This window comes from Stenotrophomonas sp. CFBP 13724 (assembly GCF_014841975.1).
GTDB lineage: Bacteria > Pseudomonadota > Gammaproteobacteria > Xanthomonadales > Xanthomonadaceae > Stenotrophomonas > Stenotrophomonas lacuserhaii.
Genome location: NZ_JACYUW010000001.1, coordinates 2,415,466 through 2,432,720, shown reverse-complemented (window position 1 = coordinate 2,432,720; position 17,255 = coordinate 2,415,466). Strand labels below are relative to the sequence as shown.

The following is a 17,255-nucleotide window of genomic DNA, read 5'->3' as shown; positions in this document are numbered from 1 at the left end:
AAAATCCGGCGCCAGGCGGCGTGTCATCCCGCTGTCTTTGCGCCACGCGCCGGGGTCAGCCACAATAGCGGGCCCGCCGCGGTCCGTGCCGGTGCCCGTGAGGGAGCCTTGGAGGAGATGCGTGCGGTCGTTCCTATTCCCACGGTGACGCATGAATTTCCACGAATACCAGTCAAAACAGCTGCTTGCCGAGTACGGCATTCCCGTCCCGGCCGGCAAGGTCGCGGCTACCCCGGACGAAGCAGTCGCAGCAGCGACCTCGCTGGGCCAGGGCCCCTGGATGGTCAAGGCGCAGATCCATGCTGGCGGTCGCGGCAAGGCAGGCGGCGTCAAGTTCTGCAAGACCACCGACGAGGTGAAGGCCGCTGCGGCCAAGATGCTTGGCACCAAGATGGCCACCTACCAGACCGCCGGCGTCGAGCTGCCGGTCAACCTGGTGCTGGTGACCACCGCCGGTGAGATCGTCAAGGAACTGTACCTGTCGGTCCTCGTCGACCGCGGCACCAAGACCATCACCTACATTGCTTCTTCGGAAGGCGGCGTGGAAATCGAGCAGGTCGCTGCTGAAACCCCGGAGCTGATCCATTCGCTCAACGTTGACTTCGTCGAAGGCGTGCAGGGTTACCACGGTCGTGATTTCGGCTTCAAGCTCGGCCTGACCGCCAAGCAGGCTGGCCAGTTCGCCAGCATCATGGTCAACCTGTACAAGCTGTTCAACGAAAAGGACCTGGCGCTGGTTGAAATCAACCCGCTGGCGATCCTGGACGATGGCAACCTGTACGCGCTGGACGGCAAGTTCGACAGCGATGACAACGCCGCGTTCCGTCAGAAGGCCCTGGTTGCGATGCGCGACAAGACCCAGGAAGACGAAACCGAAGTGACCGCTTCGGAGCTGGACATCAACTACGTCACCATGGACGGCAACATCGGTTGCATGGTCAACGGCGCAGGCCTGGCCATGGCCACCATGGACGTGATCAAGCTCAACGGCGGCGAGCCGGCGAACTTCCTGGACGTGGGCGGCGGTGCCAACAAGCAGCGCGTCATCGAAGCGTTCAAGCTGATCCTGTCCTCGGACAAGGTCGAAGGCATCTTCGTCAACATCTTCGGCGGCATCGTCCGCTGCGACATGATCGCCGAGGGCATCATCGCCGCGGTCAAGGAAGTGGGCGTCAAGGTTCCGGTCGTGGTGCGCCTGGAAGGCACCAACGTGGAAGAAGGCAAGCAGCTGCTGCGTGACAGCGGCATGGCCATCATCCCGGCTGACAACATCAACGACGGCGCCAAGAAGGTCGTTGAAGCTGTCAAGAACGCCGCCTGATCCGACACCGAAGGAAATCCAATGTCAGTTTTGATCAACAAGAACACCAAGGTGATCGTGCAGGGCTTCACCGGCCAGCAGGGCACCTTCCACGCCACTCAGATGATCGAGTACGGCACCCAGGTTGTTGGCGGCGTGACCCCCGGCAAGGGCGGCACCACCCACATCGACCTGCCGGTCTTCAATACCGTGGCCGACGCCGTGCAGAGCACCGGCGCCAATGCCTCGGTCATCTACGTGCCGCCGCCGTATGCCGCTGATGCGATCCTTGAAGCCGCTGCTGCCGGCATCAAGGTCATTGTGTGCATCACCGAAGGCATCCCGGTGCTGGACATGCTGCGCGTGAAGAACGTGCTGACCCGCGCCCATGCGGACACCGTGCTGATCGGGCCGAACTGCCCGGGCGTCATCACTCCGGGCGAATGCAAGATCGGCATCATGCCGGGCCACATCCACAAGCCGGGCAAGATCGGCATCGTGTCCCGTTCGGGCACGCTGACCTATGAAGCGGTCAAGCAGACCACGGAAGTGGGCCTGGGCCAGTCGACCTGCATCGGCATCGGTGGTGACCCGATCAACGGCCTGAACTTCGTCGACTGCCTGAAGCTGTTCAACGAAGATCCGCAGACTGAAGGCATCATCATGGTCGGCGAAATCGGCGGCGACGCCGAAGAAGCCGGTGCCGAATACATCAAGCAGTTCGTGAAGAAGCCGGTCGTCGGTTTCATCGCCGGTGCTTCGGCTCCGGCCGGCAAGCGCATGGGCCATGCCGGTGCGATCGCATCGGGCGGCAAGGGCACCGCGGAAGGCAAGTTCGCCGCCATGGAAGCGGCCGGTGTTGTCACCGTCCGTTCGCCGGGCGACCTCGGCGCTGCCATCGCCAAGCTGGTGAAATAAGACCGCAGCCGGCCCCGGCCGATGCGGTTCTGCAGCGCCGCGCCATGCGCGGCGGCTGCAGGAGCAAACAGAAAGCCGCCTCCGGGCGGCTTTCTGCGTTTGGGCGCGGCGCTACAATGGCGGCATGGCAACCACAGGCTGGAATCCCTAATGGCTTCGATCCGCATCGCGATGGCGCAGTTTGATTTCCCGGTCGGCGCAGTCGCCGCCAATACCGACCGGATCATCGAGATGATCGAGCAGGCGCGCGAGGACCACGGCGCCGACCTGGTGCTGTTCCCGGAACTGGCCGTCAGCGGCTATCCGCCGGAAGACCTGCTGCTGCGGCCGGGTTTCCTGCAGCATTGCGAACAGGCAATGCAGCGCATCGCCCGGGCGTGTATCGGCATCACCGCCGTGGTCGGCTGGCCCGAACCGGCCGGGGCGGTGGTCTACAACGCGGCCAGCGTGCTGCGCGATGGCATCGTGGAAAAGACCTACCGCAAGCGTGAACTGCCCAACTATGCGGTGTTCGACGAGCGCCGTTACTTCGATATCGACCCGGACGGCCCGAGCTGCGTGTTCGAGGTCAACGGTGTGCCGGTTGGCGTACTGATCTGCGAGGACCTGTGGTTCGCCGAGCCGCTGGCCGATACCGTGCGCAGTGGCGCGCAGCTGGTCGTGGTCCCCAATGCATCGCCCTACGAGCGTGGCAAGCATGCGCAGCGCGATGCCGTGCTGGCCGCGCGGACGCGCGAAAGCGGGGCCGCCATCGCCTACCTCAACGTGGTCGGCGGCCAGGACGCGCTGGTGTTCGATGGCGCATCGGTGGTGGCCGACGCCGACGGCACCGTGCACCCGGCCGCAGCGGCTTTCACCGAACAGTGGCTGGTGGTGGAGTACGAAAGCCAAGCCCGGCGCTTCATGCCGCTGCAGTGGATGGACGACGGCGATGAGAGCATGGACGCGCTGGCATGGCGCGCGGTCACCCGCGGCCTGCAGGATTACTGCAGCAAGAACGGGTTCCAGAAAGTCTGGCTGGGCTTGTCCGGTGGCATCGATTCGGCGCTGGTGCTGGCGATGGCCGTGGATGCACTGGGCGCGGAGAACGTGACCGCCGTGCGGCTGCCGTCGCGTTACACCGCCGGACTGTCCAACGACCTGGCCAGCGAACAGTGCGAGGCGCTCGGCGTGAAGCTGGAAGAAATCTCCATCGAGCCCGCGTTCAAGGGCCTGATGGAGGCGCTCGGGCCGATGTTCGAAGGCACCACGCCGGACATCACCGAAGAAAACCTGCAGAGCCGCAGCCGCGGGGTGATCCTGATGGCGCTGGCCAACAAGTTCGGTGGCCTGCTGCTGACCACGGGCAACAAGAGCGAGTATGCGGTGGGTTACGCGACCATCTACGGTGACATGTGCGGCGGATACGCACCGCTGAAGGACCTGTACAAGACCGAGGTGTTCGGGCTGGCCAAGTGGCGCAATACCGTGGGCGGCGCACCGGTCATCCCGCCGGCGGTGATCAGCCGGCCGCCGTCGGCCGAACTGCGTGAGAACCAGACCGACCAGGATTCGCTGCCGGCCTACGACGTGCTGGACGGCATCCTGTACCGCTTCGTGGACCAGGAACAATCGCGCGAGGAAATCATCGCCGCCGGTTACGCCACCGAGGTGGTGGAGCGTGTGCTGCGGCTGGTGCGCATCAGCGAATGGAAGCGCCACCAGGCCGCACCAGGTCCGAAGGTCTCGCGCCGTGCATTCGGGCGGGAGCGACGCTATCCGATCACCAACGGATACCAGTGCTGACCCTGGCCATCTGAGCGGAACCTGCATGGAGGGGACGGAGGGGAGCCGATAGCGTGGGGGCTCCAATCTCGAGGAGGGCATCACGATGGCGCTGGAACCGACCCTGCCTTCACGCGGTGCAGTGTGCACGCCGCAGTCCACACGCGCCCCTCCCACTGCAGCGCCGCTGATCGGCCCCACGACGATTGCAGGGCGCGTGCTGCAGCTTGCCAACAGCGCCATTGGGGCAACCACGTGCGGATTGAAAGCGGTGCTGCGCCAGCCGGGCGCCACACTCACGCGGGTGGCAGGGGTGCTGGCCTGCCTGCGCTCGGTCGCCGCCGCTCCCTATGCAGCTGCCCGTCCCGGCCAAGAGGCCTTGCCCAGCGCAGGACTCACTGCCGGGGCGGACAATGATTGGGAGTACGCCGGCCGGCAGATCGGCAACATGATCGCCGAGTGCGGTCGTGCACGCCATGTAATCGGGCTTGATGTCCGGGACACCGAAGCGCATTGCCTTGGCCAGGTGGCATTCAACCAGGCAACAGGCGAGGGGTTCCAATCCGGCGTCTTCCGTGAGATGGCCCGCGAGGAGCCGGATGTAGGTTCGGAAACTGCCCGGTACCTGTCGCTGGTCGAGCGAGGCATGCACCGGGCCGTCACGTTGCCGACCGCGAACACCGCAGCAGTCAATGTCCACGACGCCGCGCAGCTGGCGATGCACCTGCATCCCGTCCGACGGCGCGTCGCAGAAGATGCCGCAGGCATCATCGGCCGCTGCAACCTGCGTGAACGCGTGGACAACAATGGCGTCGGCGAGCCGGGCGTGTTCATCCGCGCGGACCTGCAGGCCGTGCTGCGCGATGAAGCCTGCAGCAGCGGCATGCTCCACCCTCCGTTGCCCGTGGACCTGCGGCGCGCGAATGCCGCTCAGTTATACCAATCAGGCCGGGTCAAGAATCTGCAGACGTTCGTGCAGGGCCAGCATCGGATCCATGCGGGCGACGGTTCCGAAGCGGCGGACGCAGCGTTCGAAGAAGCGGTTGTCGATGAAATCCAGGCGCGTGTCGGCGTGTAGGAACCACGCGCCGATTAGCGGCCGTCACTGCCGGTCCCGGTCGATACGACGAGGCTTGCAGATTTGCTGCATCCGCATCGCGACGGGATCAGAGTTGTGACTGCCATCGCCCAAGTCGGATCAACGCTGACTATCTTGGGATCTCTTCCCCGTAAGGAGCGTCAGGAATGAGACTTGCCGAGATGATCGTGGCCGGCCTGGGCGCCGTGGCTGGACTGCAGCACTCCCCTAAGCAGCGCGCCAGCCTGGCTTCTGATACCCACAGATTGATGGATCTGCCTATATCCGATATCTGCAACCAGGGCGGGCACTGGATGGCGCCCTTCGGCGTGGAACCTCAGTTGCGTGATGCCCCGATCGGCTTCGCGGAGTTGGAAATCGGGTTCGAGAACTGCCTGCACCGTGTTTCCTCGCGCGGCCTGCCGAATGAGCGGAGTACGGCGCTGTGCCTGTTGGAGCTGGCCGCCGATACCTGCACCGAGGGTGACGATGCCTGGTGCATCGATGCGTTGCTGCGCTCTGCGACCGATGTGATCCCGAAGGCAGGCAGGAGACTGGCCGCTTCGTTTGAGCCCGGGCCCCTGCCTACGGCGAGCTATCGTTCGCTGGATCAGCTGCGTAAGGATATCCATCCCGAGTTCACCCATGCGCTGGTCTACCAGGAGGCGATGCAGGGCCTGGAAATCGAGTTCACCGATCGCACCGGGCTGGACATGAAGGCAATCACTGTCCCGCTGACCGTGGCCAGCGTGCTGCAGGTGCTGCGCGACAGTGACAGCGGCGAAGTGGTGGGGGCCAGCACGATGGAGCGATTCGACTGGCAGGCCAAGGCCGCCGGGCTTCAGCTGGGTGCGTTGCTGGGGAAGATCGGGCAGGAGGTGATAAACGCCAAGCCCGAGCACTACCCGATGGATCTCGATGCAGAGCTTGACCAATGGCGGGGCCGTAACTTCCCGCATGATCCCGACCTGCCGATCACGGCGCACCAGCGTCGGCATGTCATCGGTCTGATGGTGGAGCACATCAATGCGCGCATCCCGCCACGCGAAGGCAGCCGCGCGACCGACTGATCGCCCTTTTACCCACAAAAAAGCCCCGCAGTGCGACTGCGGGGCTTTCATGTGTGAACCAGATGCTGCGTGGAATTACTTGCGGTTCATCGTCGCATTGCGCATGCCGGTCGTGGCCGACTTCTCACCCGCGAACGGGTTCAGCTTGCGGATCATCCACGGATAATTCGGCCAGTCGTTCTGCAGCCACGGGTGGTCCGGGGCGTTGAGCTCCAGCACACGACGGGCATCGCCGGCCAGGGTTTCATTGCCGGCGCGGGTGTAGGCCTCGGCCAGCACCGCCACCGCATCGTACTGATAGGCACTCTGCGGGTAGGTTTCCAGCAGATAGTTGGCGCGGCCAGCGGCCGACAGCCATGCTTCACGGCGCAGGTAATACAGCGCGTTGTCCAGCTCATGCTGGGCGAACACGTCACGCAGCTCGGTCATGCGGCGGCGCGCGTCTTCGGCGTAGCGGCTGTTCGGGTAGCGGTCGATGACGATGTTGAAATCGGCATAGGCCTGGCGCGGCGTGGACAGGTCGCGGCGGCTGGCGTCCAGCGACCATACGCGACGCAGGAAAACCGTATCGCGGTTGCTGTTGGACAAGCCGCGCAGGTAGTACAGGTAGGCCACGTTGCGATGGGTCGGGTAGGTCCGGATGAAGCGGTCGATGCTGGAGACCGCATCGTCGTGCTTGCCGGCCTTGAACTGGGCGTAGGCCGTTTCGATCATCGCCTGTTCGGTGTAGGGGCCGTACGGATACTGGGCCACCAGACGGCGGAAGCTGGTTTCCGCGCCGCTCCAGTTGCCGCCTTCCATCAGGCCGTGGGCCTTCTGGTACAACGTCTCGACCGGCTGGCCTTCATCGGGGTTGTCCCCCTTGGTGCCACGGTTGCAACCAGTGGCGGCGATCACCAGGACCAGCAGCAGGGCGGTCAGGCGGACGGGCGCAAAGAGCGGGGAAGAGCGTCGGATCATGGTGTCAAGGCGGGACGCGGCTGGAATACGAAGGGTCGATGATAGCCTAGTGTCCTGTCCCGCGACTGAAACCTGTCCACGGGGCCCCCAATTTCGTGTCCAAAAGTTGCCGCCATGTCCGAATCTGCTGCTGAACAGGCCCGCCAGGCCGTTGTCCCCGATACCGCCGCCGGCCGTCGTTTCGACGCGGTGCTGGCCGAACTGTTCCCCGAATACTCCCGTTCCAAGCTGACCGAGTGGATCAAATCCGGCGACGTGCTGCTGGACGGGGTGACCGTGCGCGGCCGTGACCCGGTGCGCGGGGGCGAGGTCGCCACGCTCAATGCGGTGCTGGAAACCCAGACCCATGCCGAGCCGGAGGACATCCCGCTGGACGTGCTGTTCGAAGACGAACACCTGCTGGTGATCAACAAGCCGGTGGGCCTGGTGGTGCACCCGGGCGCCGGCAATTCCAGCGGCACCCTGGTCAACGCGCTGCTGTTCCGCGATCCATCGGTTTCAGCATTGCCGCGCGCGGGCATCGTGCACCGGCTGGACAAGGACACCAGCGGTGTCATGGTGATCGCCCGCACCATCCAGGCGCAGACTGCGCTGGTGGAGCAGTTGTCCGCACGCCAGGTGCATCGCCAGTACCTGGCCGTGGTGGTGGGTGCGCTGGTAGCGGGTGGCACCGCCGATGCGCCGATCGACCGGCATCCGCGCGACCGTCTGAAGATGGGCGTGCGCGAAGACGGCAAGGAAGCGATCACCCACTACCGCCTGCGCGAGCGCTTCCGCGCGCACACCGCGCTGGAATGCCGGCTGGAAACCGGCCGTACCCACCAGATCCGCGTGCACATGGCGCACCTGCGCCACGCGATCGTCGGGGATCAGTTGTACGGCGGGGCGCTGAAACTGCCGAAGGGCGCCAGCGATGAACTGGTCGCCGCGCTGCGTGGCTTCAAGCGCCAGGCCCTGCATGCCGAAACGCTGGAGTTCGTGCACCCGATCACCGGCGAGACGGTGCGCAACACCGCGCCGGCGCCGGCCGACATGCTGCAGCTGTTGAAAGCCCTGCGCGAAGACAGCGAGCTGTTCGCCGAGCGCGAGCGCGGTCGCGACCGCCGCTGATGGACGGCGCGCTGCCCCTGCTGATGCCGCAGTGGCCTGCCCCGGCCGGAGTGCGCGCGCTGACCACGCGGCGGCATGGGGCGGGGGTGTCGTTGCCGCCATTCGACCAGTTCAACCTGGGCAACCGGCATGCCGCCGATGGCGACCAGCCGGCGCACGTGGAGTGCAACCGCGCGCTGCTGCACGCCGGCCTGGCCTTGCCTTCGCCGGCGCACTGGCTGCGCCAGGTACATGGCACCACCGTGCTGCGGTTCGACGCGGCGCCGGTGGCCGGTGCGAGTGAGCCGGTGGCCGATGCGGCGGTGACCTCGGTGCCCGGCGTGGTGCTGGCGATCCTGACCGCAGACTGCCTGCCGGTGGTGCTGGCCGCACGCGATGGCAGCGAGGTGGGGGCCGCGCATGCAGGCTGGCGGGGGCTGGCAGATGGCATGCTGGAAGCGACCGTGGCGGCAATGCAGACACCGCCGTCCGGGCTGTTGGCCTGGCTGGGGCCGGCGGCCGGACCGGCCGATTATGAGATCGGCGAAGAGGTCCACCATGCGTTCGTGGGCCATGACCCTGCCGCAGCGGCCGCCTTCGTGGCGACGCGTCCGGGACACTGGAAAGTGGACCTGTACGCGTTGGCGAGGATGCGCCTGCAGGCGGCGGGGGTAGGGGCCGCTGACATCCATGGCGGCACGTACTCGACCATGGCTGACCCGGACCTGTTCTCGCACCGCCGCGACCGCCGCACGGGGCGCATGGCGACCTTGGCCTGGATCACGTAGCGCCGAGCCACGCTCGGCGGGATGTGTCCGCCAGTCGGCCGCTGTGCTCGCCGACCATGGGTCGGCGCTACCGTGATGTGTCCGCCAACGGCCCGCTGCGCTCGCCGACCATGGGTCGGCGCTACCGGGATGTCAGGCCTCCAGGGCCTGCAGGAAGGTCTGCCGCCAATGGTTGATGTCGTAGCGGCGCAGGTGGTCCATCATCGCGTTCCAGCGCTCCTGGCGGCGCTTGAGCGGCATGGTGGCGGCGGTGGCGATGGCATCGGCCACGCCGTCCAGGTCGTGCGGATTGACCAGCAGCGCCTGCTTCATTTCATCGGCCGCACCGGCCAGCAGTGACAGCACCAGCACGCCGGGGTTGTCCGGGTCCTGCGAGGCCACGTATTCCTTGGCGACCAGGTTCATGCCGTCGCGCAGCGGTGTCACCAGGCCCACCGCGGCGGCACGGTAGAAGCCGGTCAGCGTGGCGTGGGTGAAGTTCTGGTTGACGTAACGCAGCGGTGTCCAGTCCGGCGCCGCGTGGCCGCCGTTGATGTGCCCGGCGATCTGCTCCAGCTGGCTGCGCAGGTCGCGGTACTCGGTGACGTCGCCGCGTGATACCGGGGCGATCTGCAGGTAAGTCAGACTGCCATGCTGGTCGGCATGCCGTTCCAGGTAGCGCTCGAAACCCTTGAAGCGCTCCGGCAGGCCCTTGGAGTAATCCAGCCGGTCCACGCCGATCGCCAACTGGCGGTCGCGCAGGCTGTTGCGCAGATCCTTCACCGCCGGCTTGTTGGCCGCGGCCTTGGCCTGCTGGGCAATGCGTTCGGTGTCGATGCCGATGGGGAAGGCGGCCGCGCGGAAAGTGCGGCCGTCCGGAGCCTCCAGCTTGCCATCACCCAGCACGCGGCCACCGCCGAACAAGCGCAGGTAGGTCTGGAAGCGGTCTGCATCGCGCTGGGTCTGGAAGCCGACCAGATCGCAGGCGTACAGCGCGGAGAACAGCCGCAGATGGTCGGGCATCGCCTGCAGCAGATCGGCCGAGGGCAGCGGGACGTGCAGGAAGAAGCCGATCCGGCAGCCGATGCCGCGTGCGCGCAGCATCGCCGCCAGCGGGATCAGGTGGTAGTCGTGGATCCAGACGATGTCGTCTTCGCGCAGCAGCGGCGCCAGCTTGCTGGCGAACAGCTCGTTGACCCGGTGGTAGGTTTCGCGGGTACCGCGATCGTAGTCCACCAGGTCCAGGCGGAAGTGCAGCAGCGGCCACAGCGTGCGATTGGCGAAGCCGTTGTAATACCCGTCCACGTCACGCTTGTTGAGGTCCATGGTGACGTAGCGGATATCGCCGTCGACCTGCTCATGCAGCGCGCCGCTGTTGTCCTTCACCGACTTGCCGCTCCAGCCGAACCACAGGCCGCCGCGCTCCTTCAGCGCGGCCAGCAGGCCCACTGCCAGACCTCCCGGACGGGTATCGCCGGGAATGGCGACGCGGTTGGAAACGACGACCAGACGACTCATGAAGCCTCCTGCCAGGAACGCGAAAGCCGCATCGCGGCGGTGATCAGGCCGACGTGCGAATAGGTCTGCGGGAAGTTGCCCCAAGCCTCGCCGTTCTCGAAGGAAAGGTCTTCCGAGAGCAGGCCCAGGTGGTTGCGCCGCGACAGCAGCACCTCGAACATCGCGCGGGCTTCTTCCATGCGACCGATCGCCGCCAGCGCATCGATGTACCAGAAGGTGCAGATGGTGAAGCTGGTTTCCGGTTCGCCGAAGTCGTCGGGTGCGACGTAGCGGTACAGCGCGTCGCCATGCTTGAGGTCGCGGCCGATGGCCTCCACCGTGGTGATGAAGCGTGCATCCATGGGTTCGATGAACCCGATGTCGGCCAGCAGCAGCAGCGAAGCATCCAGGCGGTGCCCACCGAAGGCATCGGTGAAATGGCCAAGCTCCTCGTTCCACGACTCCTTCATGATGCGCCGGTGGATGGTGTCGGCGCGCTCGCGCCAGTAGAACGCGCGGTCGTCCAGCTTCAGGCGCACGGCGATCTTGCACAGGCGGTCACAGGCGGCCCAGCACATCGCGGCGGTGTAGGTGTGCACTTCGGTGCGGCCGCGGAATTCCCACAGGCCGGCATCGGGAACGTCGTGCAGCAGGAAGGCCTGCTCGCCCAGCGGTTCCAGCCGCGCGAACGCGTGTGCGTCACCGGGGTCCTGCAGGCGGCGGTCGAAGAACAGCTGGGTGGAGGCCAGCACCACGCTACCGTAGACATCGTGCTGGCGCTGCACCCAAGCCAGGTTGCCGCGGCGCACCGGTCCCATGCCACGATAGCCGGACAATGAAGGCACCTCGTGCTCGTCCAGGGTGGCCTCGAAGCCGATGCCATACAGCGGCTGCAGGGTGCCGTCGGCGGTGGCCAGGTTGAAGATGTAGCCGAGGAACTGCTCCATGGTGCGGGTGGCGCCGAGGCGGTTGAGCGAGCGCACCACAAAGGCTGCGTCACGCAGCCAGCAGTAGCGGTAATCCCAGTTGCGGATGCTGCCCGGCGCCTCCGGGATGGAGGTGGTCATCGCCGCGATGATCGCGCCGCTGTCTTCGTACTGGCACAGCTTCAGGGTGATCGCACTGCGGATCACCGCCTCCTGCCATTCCAGCGGGATGGACAGGTAGCGCACCCACTCGCGCCAGTAATCGCGCGTGCGCTGGAAGGATTCCTGCACATAGCCGCTCAGCGAGCGGTTGAGTGATTCATCCACGCCCAGCACCAGGTGTACCGGGTGGTTGAGCACGAACGGCAGGCCGTCGCGCACGAAGCGGATCGGCACGTCGGTGGTCAGTCGCAGCACGTGGTCGGGCAGTACCCAGCGCACGTGGTTGCTACCCCAGGTCGAGTCGGGCACGCGCTGGCCCCAGTCGGCCAGCGGACGCGCCAGCACGCGGATGCGCGGGCTGCCGGCAATCGGGCGCACCTGGCGGATCAGGCTGACTGGGCGGTAGAAGCGGTCGTTCTGGCGCCAGCGTGGCGCGAAATCGATGATTTCCAGCGCGCCGCCGTGGCTGTCGCGCAGCACGGTGCGCAGGATCGCGGTGTTGCTGAGATATTCCTGCTCGGTGCTGGCCAGGTCTTCCAGTTCGATGGCGAAATCGCCGCCTTCCTGCTGGTTGGGACTTAGCAGCGCGCAGAAGGTGGGGTCGCCGTCGAAGGTGGGCAGGCAGCTCCATACAACACGCGCCTGGCGGTCGATCAACGCGCCGAAACTACCGTTGCCGACGACACCGAGGTTCAGATCAGGTTGGGACATGGGCGAAGCTTCTCGTCTGCGGCCGTGGGGGCCGGCCTACCACGCATTCTCACGCAACCATGCGTGCACGCTGCGTATGTCCGATAACTGGAAGACCGCCACGCTGGGCTCGCGTTCACCGACCAGGACGCTCCAGCCATGCAGCCCGTTGGAGGCTTCGAAGCCGTGTTCGTCGGTCAGATCATCGCCGATGAACACCGGCAGGCGACCGCGGAAGGGCAGGTACTGCATCATCCGGCGGACCGCGCGTCCCTTGTCGCTGCCGACCGGGACGAATTCGACGACGTGGTCGCCCGGCTGCAGTCGATAGCCGGCATTGCCGCGGATGTGGCGGTTGGCGAAGGCGCGGACGTCGTTGGCGGCGTGCGGGGCACCGCGCCAGTGCAGGGCCATGCTGGGGCCTTTGTCTTCGACCAGCACGCCAGGATGGCCGTGGGCGAAGTGCATCGCCTGCTGGTGCAGTGCACGCAGCCAATCGGTGGTGCTTTCATCTTCCGCGTTGTCATGCACCGTGCCGCCTGCGTCGCGCAGTTGGTGGCCATGCAGGCCGGCGGCGGGCAGGTGAAGGGGAGCGAACAGGGCATCGAGCTGTTCCAGCGGACGGCCGCTGACCAGCGCCACGGCACCTTCCAGGCGGTCACTGATGCGACCGATGGCCTCGCGCACTTCCGGCAGCAGGGTGACCGCATCGGGGCGGTCGGCGAACTCGATCAGGGTGCCATCCACGTCGAGGAACAATGCGCAGGCATCGTCCAGCAACGGCGGTGGCGGACGAAGGGGGAGGTCGTTTGCCATGCCGGGCACGATGCCAGCGCAGGCGTGAGCATGGGGTCATCGCAGGGCGAGTGACGACGCTATTGGTGGGTGACGACCGTTGGTCGTCACCCACCCGGTCGTCACCACCAGGTCGTCTGCCCGCGGTCAGAAGGTGTAGCGCACGCGGCCGTAGAAATACCCGCCATTGCTGCCGATCGGCGACAGCACGTCGTACGGCAGGTTGCCGTAGTAGTAGATGTCTTCGTTGGACAGGTCCGGGTAGTTGTCGGTCAGGTTCTGCCCACCGATGGCCACGCTCCACTGCGGGGTGATGCGGTATTCGGCTTCCGCATCCAGCTGCCACTCGGCCTGGTAGGTCTGGGTCGGTTCGAACCCACCGCCGAAGTTGAACACGCGCGTGGCACTGCCGTGGCGGCTGACCCGGCTGGTCAGCGACCAGCGGTCGTTGCTCCATGAAGCAGAGAACTGCGCGCGCGTACGCGGCGTGGCATCGGTCAGCGTGTTGCTTTCTTCCACGCCGAACAGCACATACGCCGGGTCCAGCGCCTGCAACGCGGCCGGGGTCGGCAGTACGTTCTTCAGCTCGGTCTTGGCGTAGGCCCAGGTGCCGGTCAGCTGCAGCTGGCCGTCGCCCAGCGCATGCCGCCAGTTGGCCACCAGTTCGGCACCACGGGTGCGGGTGTCGGCGGCGTTGACGAAGAAGCTGGCGCTCTCCAAGCCGGTCACGCCGTACTGCTGCTGGACGAAATCGGTCAGGGCATCGCCGGTGATCGCTTCGGACAGCGCGATGCGGTCATCGATGTCGATCTGGAACAGGTCCAGCGAGACGTCGAAGTTGTCACCGATGCGGCTGGTGAAGCCGAGGCTGGTGTTGAGCGACTTTTCTGGCTTCAGGTCGGTGGCGCCGAGCCCGCGGGCGATCGGATTGTTCACCGACAGCAGGCGGCCCTGCACCAGCTGGCCGGCCGCGTTGTAGCCGGTGGAGGTGGACTCGTAACCGATCTGCGCCAGCGACGGGGCGCGGTAGTTGTTCGAGACCGAGCCACGCAGCGCGAAGGCCGGGGAGAACGCATAACGCAGGCCCAGCTTGCCGGTCAGTTCGCCGCCGAAATCATCGTGGTGCTCGTAGCGCGCGGCGATATCGCTGGAGAAGTGGTCGCCAATCTGGCTGGACACGCTTGCGTACACGCTGGCCACGTCGCGCGCCAGGTCCGCCGCGTCCTGCGGGGTCAGGCCACCGCCGGCCTGCGAGCCGGTGGGACGATCAGTGAACGGACCTGCAGCGTAGCTGGCCGGATTGCCGGGACGGGTTTCGTAGCGCTCATGCCGGGCTTCCGCGCCCAGGCCCAGGGTGTGGGTGATGCTCTCGCCCTGCTCGAACACCCGGCCCAGGTCCAGGTTCGCCACCGACTGCGCGTACTGGTAATCGGCAGTCTTGAAGTGCGTCGGGCTGGTCGGGCCCAGCGAGGCGTTCAAGGTGTTGCGCATGCGGTAGGTGAAGTCGTTCTGGCCGAAGTCCAGGCTGGCATCGTAGGTCCACTCACCCCACTGGCCACGCGCACCGGCCACGGCCTGCACATCGCGGTTTTCGCCTTCGGAAACCGGGCGGTAACCGTTCGGGTAGATCTCCTTCCAGTTCGCTTCGCCATCCGGATAGCGGAAGTAATTCGCGCCTTCGCTGTCACGCTGGTTGTAGGTGCCGAAGGCGTAGAACGTGCTGGTTTCGCCGAACGGAATCTCGGTGTTCAACCAGGCATTGAGGTCCTTGCTGGCGCCATCGCCGAGCACGTAGTTGCGCTGGCCCTGCAGGGCCAGGTTGGCATCGGTCTGGTCCCACGGCGGAATCTGGTCGAAGCCGGCGCGGTTGGTGGCTTCGCGGTTCTTGTATTCCACGCCGACGCGCAGGAAGCCGCCGTCATCGCTCAGCGCTGTGCCGACGTTGGCGCTGAAGTTGCCGGTCTGGCCGTCGGTGAGGGTGCGGCCGATCGGCTTGAGGTCTGTGTGGTGGGCACCGAAGCTGGCCTCGATGGCGCCGCCTTCCGGGGTGTTGTCCAGGATGACGTTGATCACGCCGGCCACCGCGTCCGAACCGTACAGCGCACCAGCACCGTCGCGCAGCACTTCGATGCGCTTGATCGCGCTGACCGGGATGGCGTTGAAGTCCACCGGCGTGGTGCCGCGGCCGATCTTGCTGCCGGTGCTGACCAGGGCGCTGTGGTGGCGGCGCTTGCCGTTGACCAGCACCAGCACCTGGTCCGGCGACAGACCGCGCAACTGTGCAGCGCGCACGTGGTCGGCGCCGCCGGAGTTGGACTGTCGCGGGAAATTGAACGAAGGCAGCAGCGACTGCAGCGCGCTGCCCAGCTCACCGTTGATGACGCCGGCCTTGCGGATGTCTTCGGCAGTCAGCACGTCCACCGGCGATGTCGATTCGAGCACGGTGCGGTCAGAGGCGCGGGTACCGGTGACGATCACCGTGTCCAGGTTGGTGGCGTCCTGCGCCGATGCGGCGAACGAGGAAAGCGCGAGCGCGATGGACAGGCCAAGCGGCGACGCGGACAGGCGGTGGGACATGCGGGCTCCGGGAGTGACAACGTGGGGAAGGGGGAGGGGATGGTTTCAATTACATCCATCCGGATATAGCGATATATTATCTTGGCGTGATGGGTTGTGGGACGCAAGTCCCGCTTTTTTAGGCATCAGCAGATGACCGCACGGCATGTAGGTGGTTGCAGATGCAACTGGCTGGGCCGTGTACGCTGCTGCGCTGTTTTGCCTGTCGTGCACGCCGCGATGGGCACACCTGCCCTTGGAGAGTGATCGATATGAAGCGTTTGTCCCTTGTTTTTGCCGTGTTGCTGGCCACCAGCGCTTGCGCCAGCCTGCCCGCCAGCGGGCCGGGCACGTCAGCGACGACGGCCACGATGCAGGGCGATGCGGCACGGCCGGCGCAGGCTGCGGGCTGGGTGCGCAGTGAGCTGTACTTCGGCGTGGGCGAAGAGCGCGGCGCCGGTGAGCGCGAACAGGCCACTACCATCAGCGACGCGCAATGGCGTGCCTTCCTGGACAAGGAAGTGACTCCGCGCTTCCCGGATGGGCTGACGGTGTTCGATGCCTACGGCCAGTGGCTGTTCCGCGGTGATCCAGAACCCAACCGCCTGCGCACCAAGGTGCTGGTGGTGCTGCACGAAGACAGTCCGCAGCGCCGGGCCGACATCGAAGCCATCCGCTTGGCCTGGAAGACCGCCACCAAGCACCAGTCGGTGCTGTGGTCGCGCCAGCCGGTGGAAGTGTCGTTCTGAACCGGATGCGCGCAACCCTGCTGACGATGACGCTGTGCAGCGCCGGCATTGCGATGCAGGCGCACGCGCAGGAAGCACACGGCGTGGCGTTCGACGCTGCACCGGGCGTGCCGGTGCGGGTGCGCATGCTGGACGGCGGTCGCGTGGAGGCGCGCATCGGCAAGGAAGCCGCGCTGCAGCTGCTGGATGGGGTGGCCGACGAAGAAGGCCGCTCGCGGCTGGACCATGAGGACGTCGACTTCGACGGCGTGCAGGACCTGCTGGTGCGTGCCAGCGTCGGCCAGGTCAACGAAGCGGTGGCGGTGTATCGATTCGATGCCCGGACGGCGCGGCTGCAGCCGCTTGCGCCGCCCACCGGCACCCCGGCCAACTGCGATGGGTTCTGGTCTCTGCGCGTGGATGTGCCCACCCGCACCCTGGTCAGCACCTGCCGCGGTGGGCCGATGTGGTACACCGATTTCTACCGATACCAAGGCGAAAAGCTCTACCTCTACCGCGCCGAGCAGCTGCTCATGCTCGACCCGCAGGCGCTGGCTGCGGTGCTGGCGATGGACGCGGGCGGAGAGGACGCCGGCCCGCTGGCGGTGTGGACCACCTTTGATGCGGCAGGCCGCGTGTTGGAGCATGCCATCGGCGATGGCTTGTCACCGCCGGTCAGCGGCGTGCCTTTGCGTGCCAGGGAAGCGCGCGTGGTGCCGGCGCGCCTTGCGCTGTACCGCGCCGTTGGCGATGCCGACACCCGCCGTTACCTGGTTGCCGGTGACCGCGTGGAGCTGCTGGACGAGCGCGATGGCTGGATGCAGGTGCGCTACCGCAACCCCATGCGCGGGCCGGTGATCGGCTGGATACAGCTCACTTTGCCGGAACAGGGGTGATCCCCACGGCGGTGTCACCTGCCGCGGTCTAGGCTGAGGCTTCCCCCGTCCCAGGAAGC

Annotated in this window: 14 protein-coding genes; 9 read left to right on the top strand and 5 right to left on the bottom strand. The window is 66.2% G+C overall.

Annotation, left to right across the window (positions count from 1 at the left end):
- Positions 1 to 151 precede the first annotated feature (151 nt).
- The 5 genes from sucC (at position 152) to IFT63_RS10685 (ending at position 6,130) form a co-directional block, all read left to right on the top strand.
- On the top strand, positions 152 to 1,321 hold the full coding sequence (gene sucC / locus IFT63_RS10705; protein ID WP_042613432.1) for an ADP-forming succinate--CoA ligase subunit beta: 1,170 nt from the start codon (positions 152 to 154) through the stop codon (positions 1,319 to 1,321).
- 21 nt (positions 1,322 to 1,342) lie between these two features.
- Positions 1,343 to 2,218 (top strand): succinate--CoA ligase subunit alpha, encoded by an 876-nt coding sequence (sucD, locus tag IFT63_RS10700; protein WP_042613433.1) that lies wholly within the window; start codon positions 1,343 to 1,345, stop codon positions 2,216 to 2,218.
- Positions 2,219 to 2,368: 150 nt separating this feature from the next.
- Positions 2,369 to 4,003, top strand: a complete 1,635-nt coding sequence (locus IFT63_RS10695) for an NAD+ synthase (RefSeq protein WP_192084054.1) — start codon at positions 2,369 to 2,371, stop codon at positions 4,001 to 4,003.
- An 85-nt stretch (positions 4,004 to 4,088) separates the two neighbouring features.
- Positions 4,089 to 5,060 (top strand): hypothetical protein, encoded by a 972-nt coding sequence (locus IFT63_RS10690; RefSeq protein ID WP_192084053.1) that lies wholly within the window; start codon positions 4,089 to 4,091, stop codon positions 5,058 to 5,060.
- 167 nt (positions 5,061 to 5,227) lie between these two features.
- Positions 5,228 to 6,130 (top strand): hypothetical protein, encoded by a 903-nt coding sequence (locus IFT63_RS10685; protein WP_192084052.1) that lies wholly within the window; start codon positions 5,228 to 5,230, stop codon positions 6,128 to 6,130.
- Between the two features lie 75 nt (positions 6,131 to 6,205).
- Here IFT63_RS10685 and IFT63_RS10680 read toward each other — a convergent pair whose 3' ends face one another.
- The gene (locus tag IFT63_RS10680; RefSeq protein ID WP_042613437.1) at positions 6,206 to 7,090 is read right to left on the bottom strand and encodes an outer membrane protein assembly factor BamD; all 885 of its coding nucleotides are present in this window, start codon (positions 7,088 to 7,090) and stop codon (positions 6,206 to 6,208) included.
- Between the two features lie 114 nt (positions 7,091 to 7,204).
- Here IFT63_RS10680 and rluD point away from each other — a divergent pair, with 114 nt between their 5' ends.
- Both rluD and pgeF read left to right on the top strand, forming a co-directional pair.
- The gene (rluD, locus tag IFT63_RS10675) at positions 7,205 to 8,200 is read left to right on the top strand and encodes a 23S rRNA pseudouridine(1911/1915/1917) synthase RluD (RefSeq protein WP_042613438.1); all 996 of its coding nucleotides are present in this window, start codon (positions 7,205 to 7,207) and stop codon (positions 8,198 to 8,200) included.
- Entirely contained in the window at positions 8,200 to 8,967 is a 768-nt protein-coding gene (pgeF, locus tag IFT63_RS10670; protein WP_192084051.1) for a peptidoglycan editing factor PgeF, read from the top strand. Before rluD ends, pgeF begins: the two co-directional genes overlap by 1 nt.
- Positions 8,968 to 9,099: 132 nt before the next feature.
- Here the strand turns inward: pgeF and otsA are convergent, their stop codons facing one another.
- The 4 genes from otsA to IFT63_RS10650 form a co-directional block, all read right to left on the bottom strand.
- Positions 9,100 to 10,464: an alpha,alpha-trehalose-phosphate synthase (UDP-forming) gene (otsA, locus tag IFT63_RS10665; protein WP_042613440.1), complete on the bottom strand. Its 1,365-nt coding sequence runs from the start codon at positions 10,462 to 10,464 to the stop codon at positions 9,100 to 9,102.
- On the bottom strand, positions 10,461 to 12,242 hold the full coding sequence (locus IFT63_RS10660) for a glycoside hydrolase family 15 protein (protein WP_042613441.1): 1,782 nt from the start codon (positions 12,240 to 12,242) through the stop codon (positions 10,461 to 10,463). Before IFT63_RS10660 ends, otsA begins: the two co-directional genes overlap by 4 nt.
- 36 nt (positions 12,243 to 12,278) lie before the next feature.
- Positions 12,279 to 13,037: a trehalose-phosphatase gene (otsB, locus tag IFT63_RS10655; protein ID WP_192084050.1), complete on the bottom strand. Its 759-nt coding sequence runs from the start codon at positions 13,035 to 13,037 to the stop codon at positions 12,279 to 12,281.
- A gap of 126 nt (positions 13,038 to 13,163) precedes the next feature.
- Positions 13,164 to 15,593 (bottom strand): TonB-dependent receptor, encoded by a 2,430-nt coding sequence (locus IFT63_RS10650; protein ID WP_192084049.1) that lies wholly within the window; start codon positions 15,591 to 15,593, stop codon positions 13,164 to 13,166.
- Positions 15,594 to 15,844: 251 nt separating this feature from the next.
- Between IFT63_RS10650 and IFT63_RS10645 the strand changes: the two genes are divergently transcribed.
- Positions 15,845 to 16,321 carry a DUF3574 domain-containing protein gene (locus IFT63_RS10645; RefSeq protein ID WP_192084048.1) on the top strand — a complete coding sequence of 159 codons (477 nt, stop codon included), beginning with the start codon at positions 15,845 to 15,847 and terminating at the stop codon, positions 16,319 to 16,321.
- Positions 16,322 to 16,326: 5 nt separating this feature from the next.
- Complete coding sequence (locus tag IFT63_RS10640; RefSeq protein ID WP_192084047.1) at positions 16,327 to 17,196, top strand: SH3 domain-containing protein; 870 nt, start codon at positions 16,327 to 16,329, stop codon at positions 17,194 to 17,196.
- The last annotated feature ends 59 nt before the right edge of the window (positions 17,197 to 17,255 follow it).

What these genes read in the sequence shown, in the direction of transcription:
- sucC (WP_042613432.1), top strand. Translation starts at nt 152, where the DNA reads ATGAATTTCCACGAATACCAGTCAAAACAGCTGCTTGCCGAGTACGGC.
- sucD (WP_042613433.1), top strand. Translation starts at nt 1,343, where the DNA reads ATGTCAGTTTTGATCAACAAGAACACCAAGGTGATCGTGCAGGGCTTC.
- IFT63_RS10695 (WP_192084054.1), top strand. Translation starts at nt 2,369, where the DNA reads ATGGCTTCGATCCGCATCGCGATGGCGCAGTTTGATTTCCCGGTCGGC.
- IFT63_RS10690 (WP_192084053.1), top strand. Translation starts at nt 4,089, where the DNA reads ATGGCGCTGGAACCGACCCTGCCTTCACGCGGTGCAGTGTGCACGCCG.
- IFT63_RS10685 (WP_192084052.1), top strand. Translation starts at nt 5,228, where the DNA reads ATGAGACTTGCCGAGATGATCGTGGCCGGCCTGGGCGCCGTGGCTGGA.
- IFT63_RS10680 (WP_042613437.1), bottom strand. Translation starts at nt 7,090, where the DNA reads ATGATCCGACGCTCTTCCCCGCTCTTTGCGCCCGTCCGCCTGACCGCC.
- rluD (WP_042613438.1), top strand. Translation starts at nt 7,205, where the DNA reads ATGTCCGAATCTGCTGCTGAACAGGCCCGCCAGGCCGTTGTCCCCGAT.
- pgeF (WP_192084051.1), top strand. Translation starts at nt 8,200, where the DNA reads ATGGACGGCGCGCTGCCCCTGCTGATGCCGCAGTGGCCTGCCCCGGCC.
- otsA (WP_042613440.1), bottom strand. Translation starts at nt 10,464, where the DNA reads ATGAGTCGTCTGGTCGTCGTTTCCAACCGCGTCGCCATTCCCGGCGAT.
- IFT63_RS10660 (WP_042613441.1), bottom strand. Translation starts at nt 12,242, where the DNA reads ATGTCCCAACCTGATCTGAACCTCGGTGTCGTCGGCAACGGTAGTTTC.
- otsB (WP_192084050.1), bottom strand. Translation starts at nt 13,037, where the DNA reads ATGGCAAACGACCTCCCCCTTCGTCCGCCACCGCCGTTGCTGGACGAT.
- IFT63_RS10650 (WP_192084049.1), bottom strand. Translation starts at nt 15,593, where the DNA reads ATGTCCCACCGCCTGTCCGCGTCGCCGCTTGGCCTGTCCATCGCGCTC.
- IFT63_RS10645 (WP_192084048.1), top strand. Translation starts at nt 15,845, where the DNA reads ATGAAGCGTTTGTCCCTTGTTTTTGCCGTGTTGCTGGCCACCAGCGCT.
- IFT63_RS10640 (WP_192084047.1), top strand. Translation starts at nt 16,327, where the DNA reads ATGCGCGCAACCCTGCTGACGATGACGCTGTGCAGCGCCGGCATTGCG.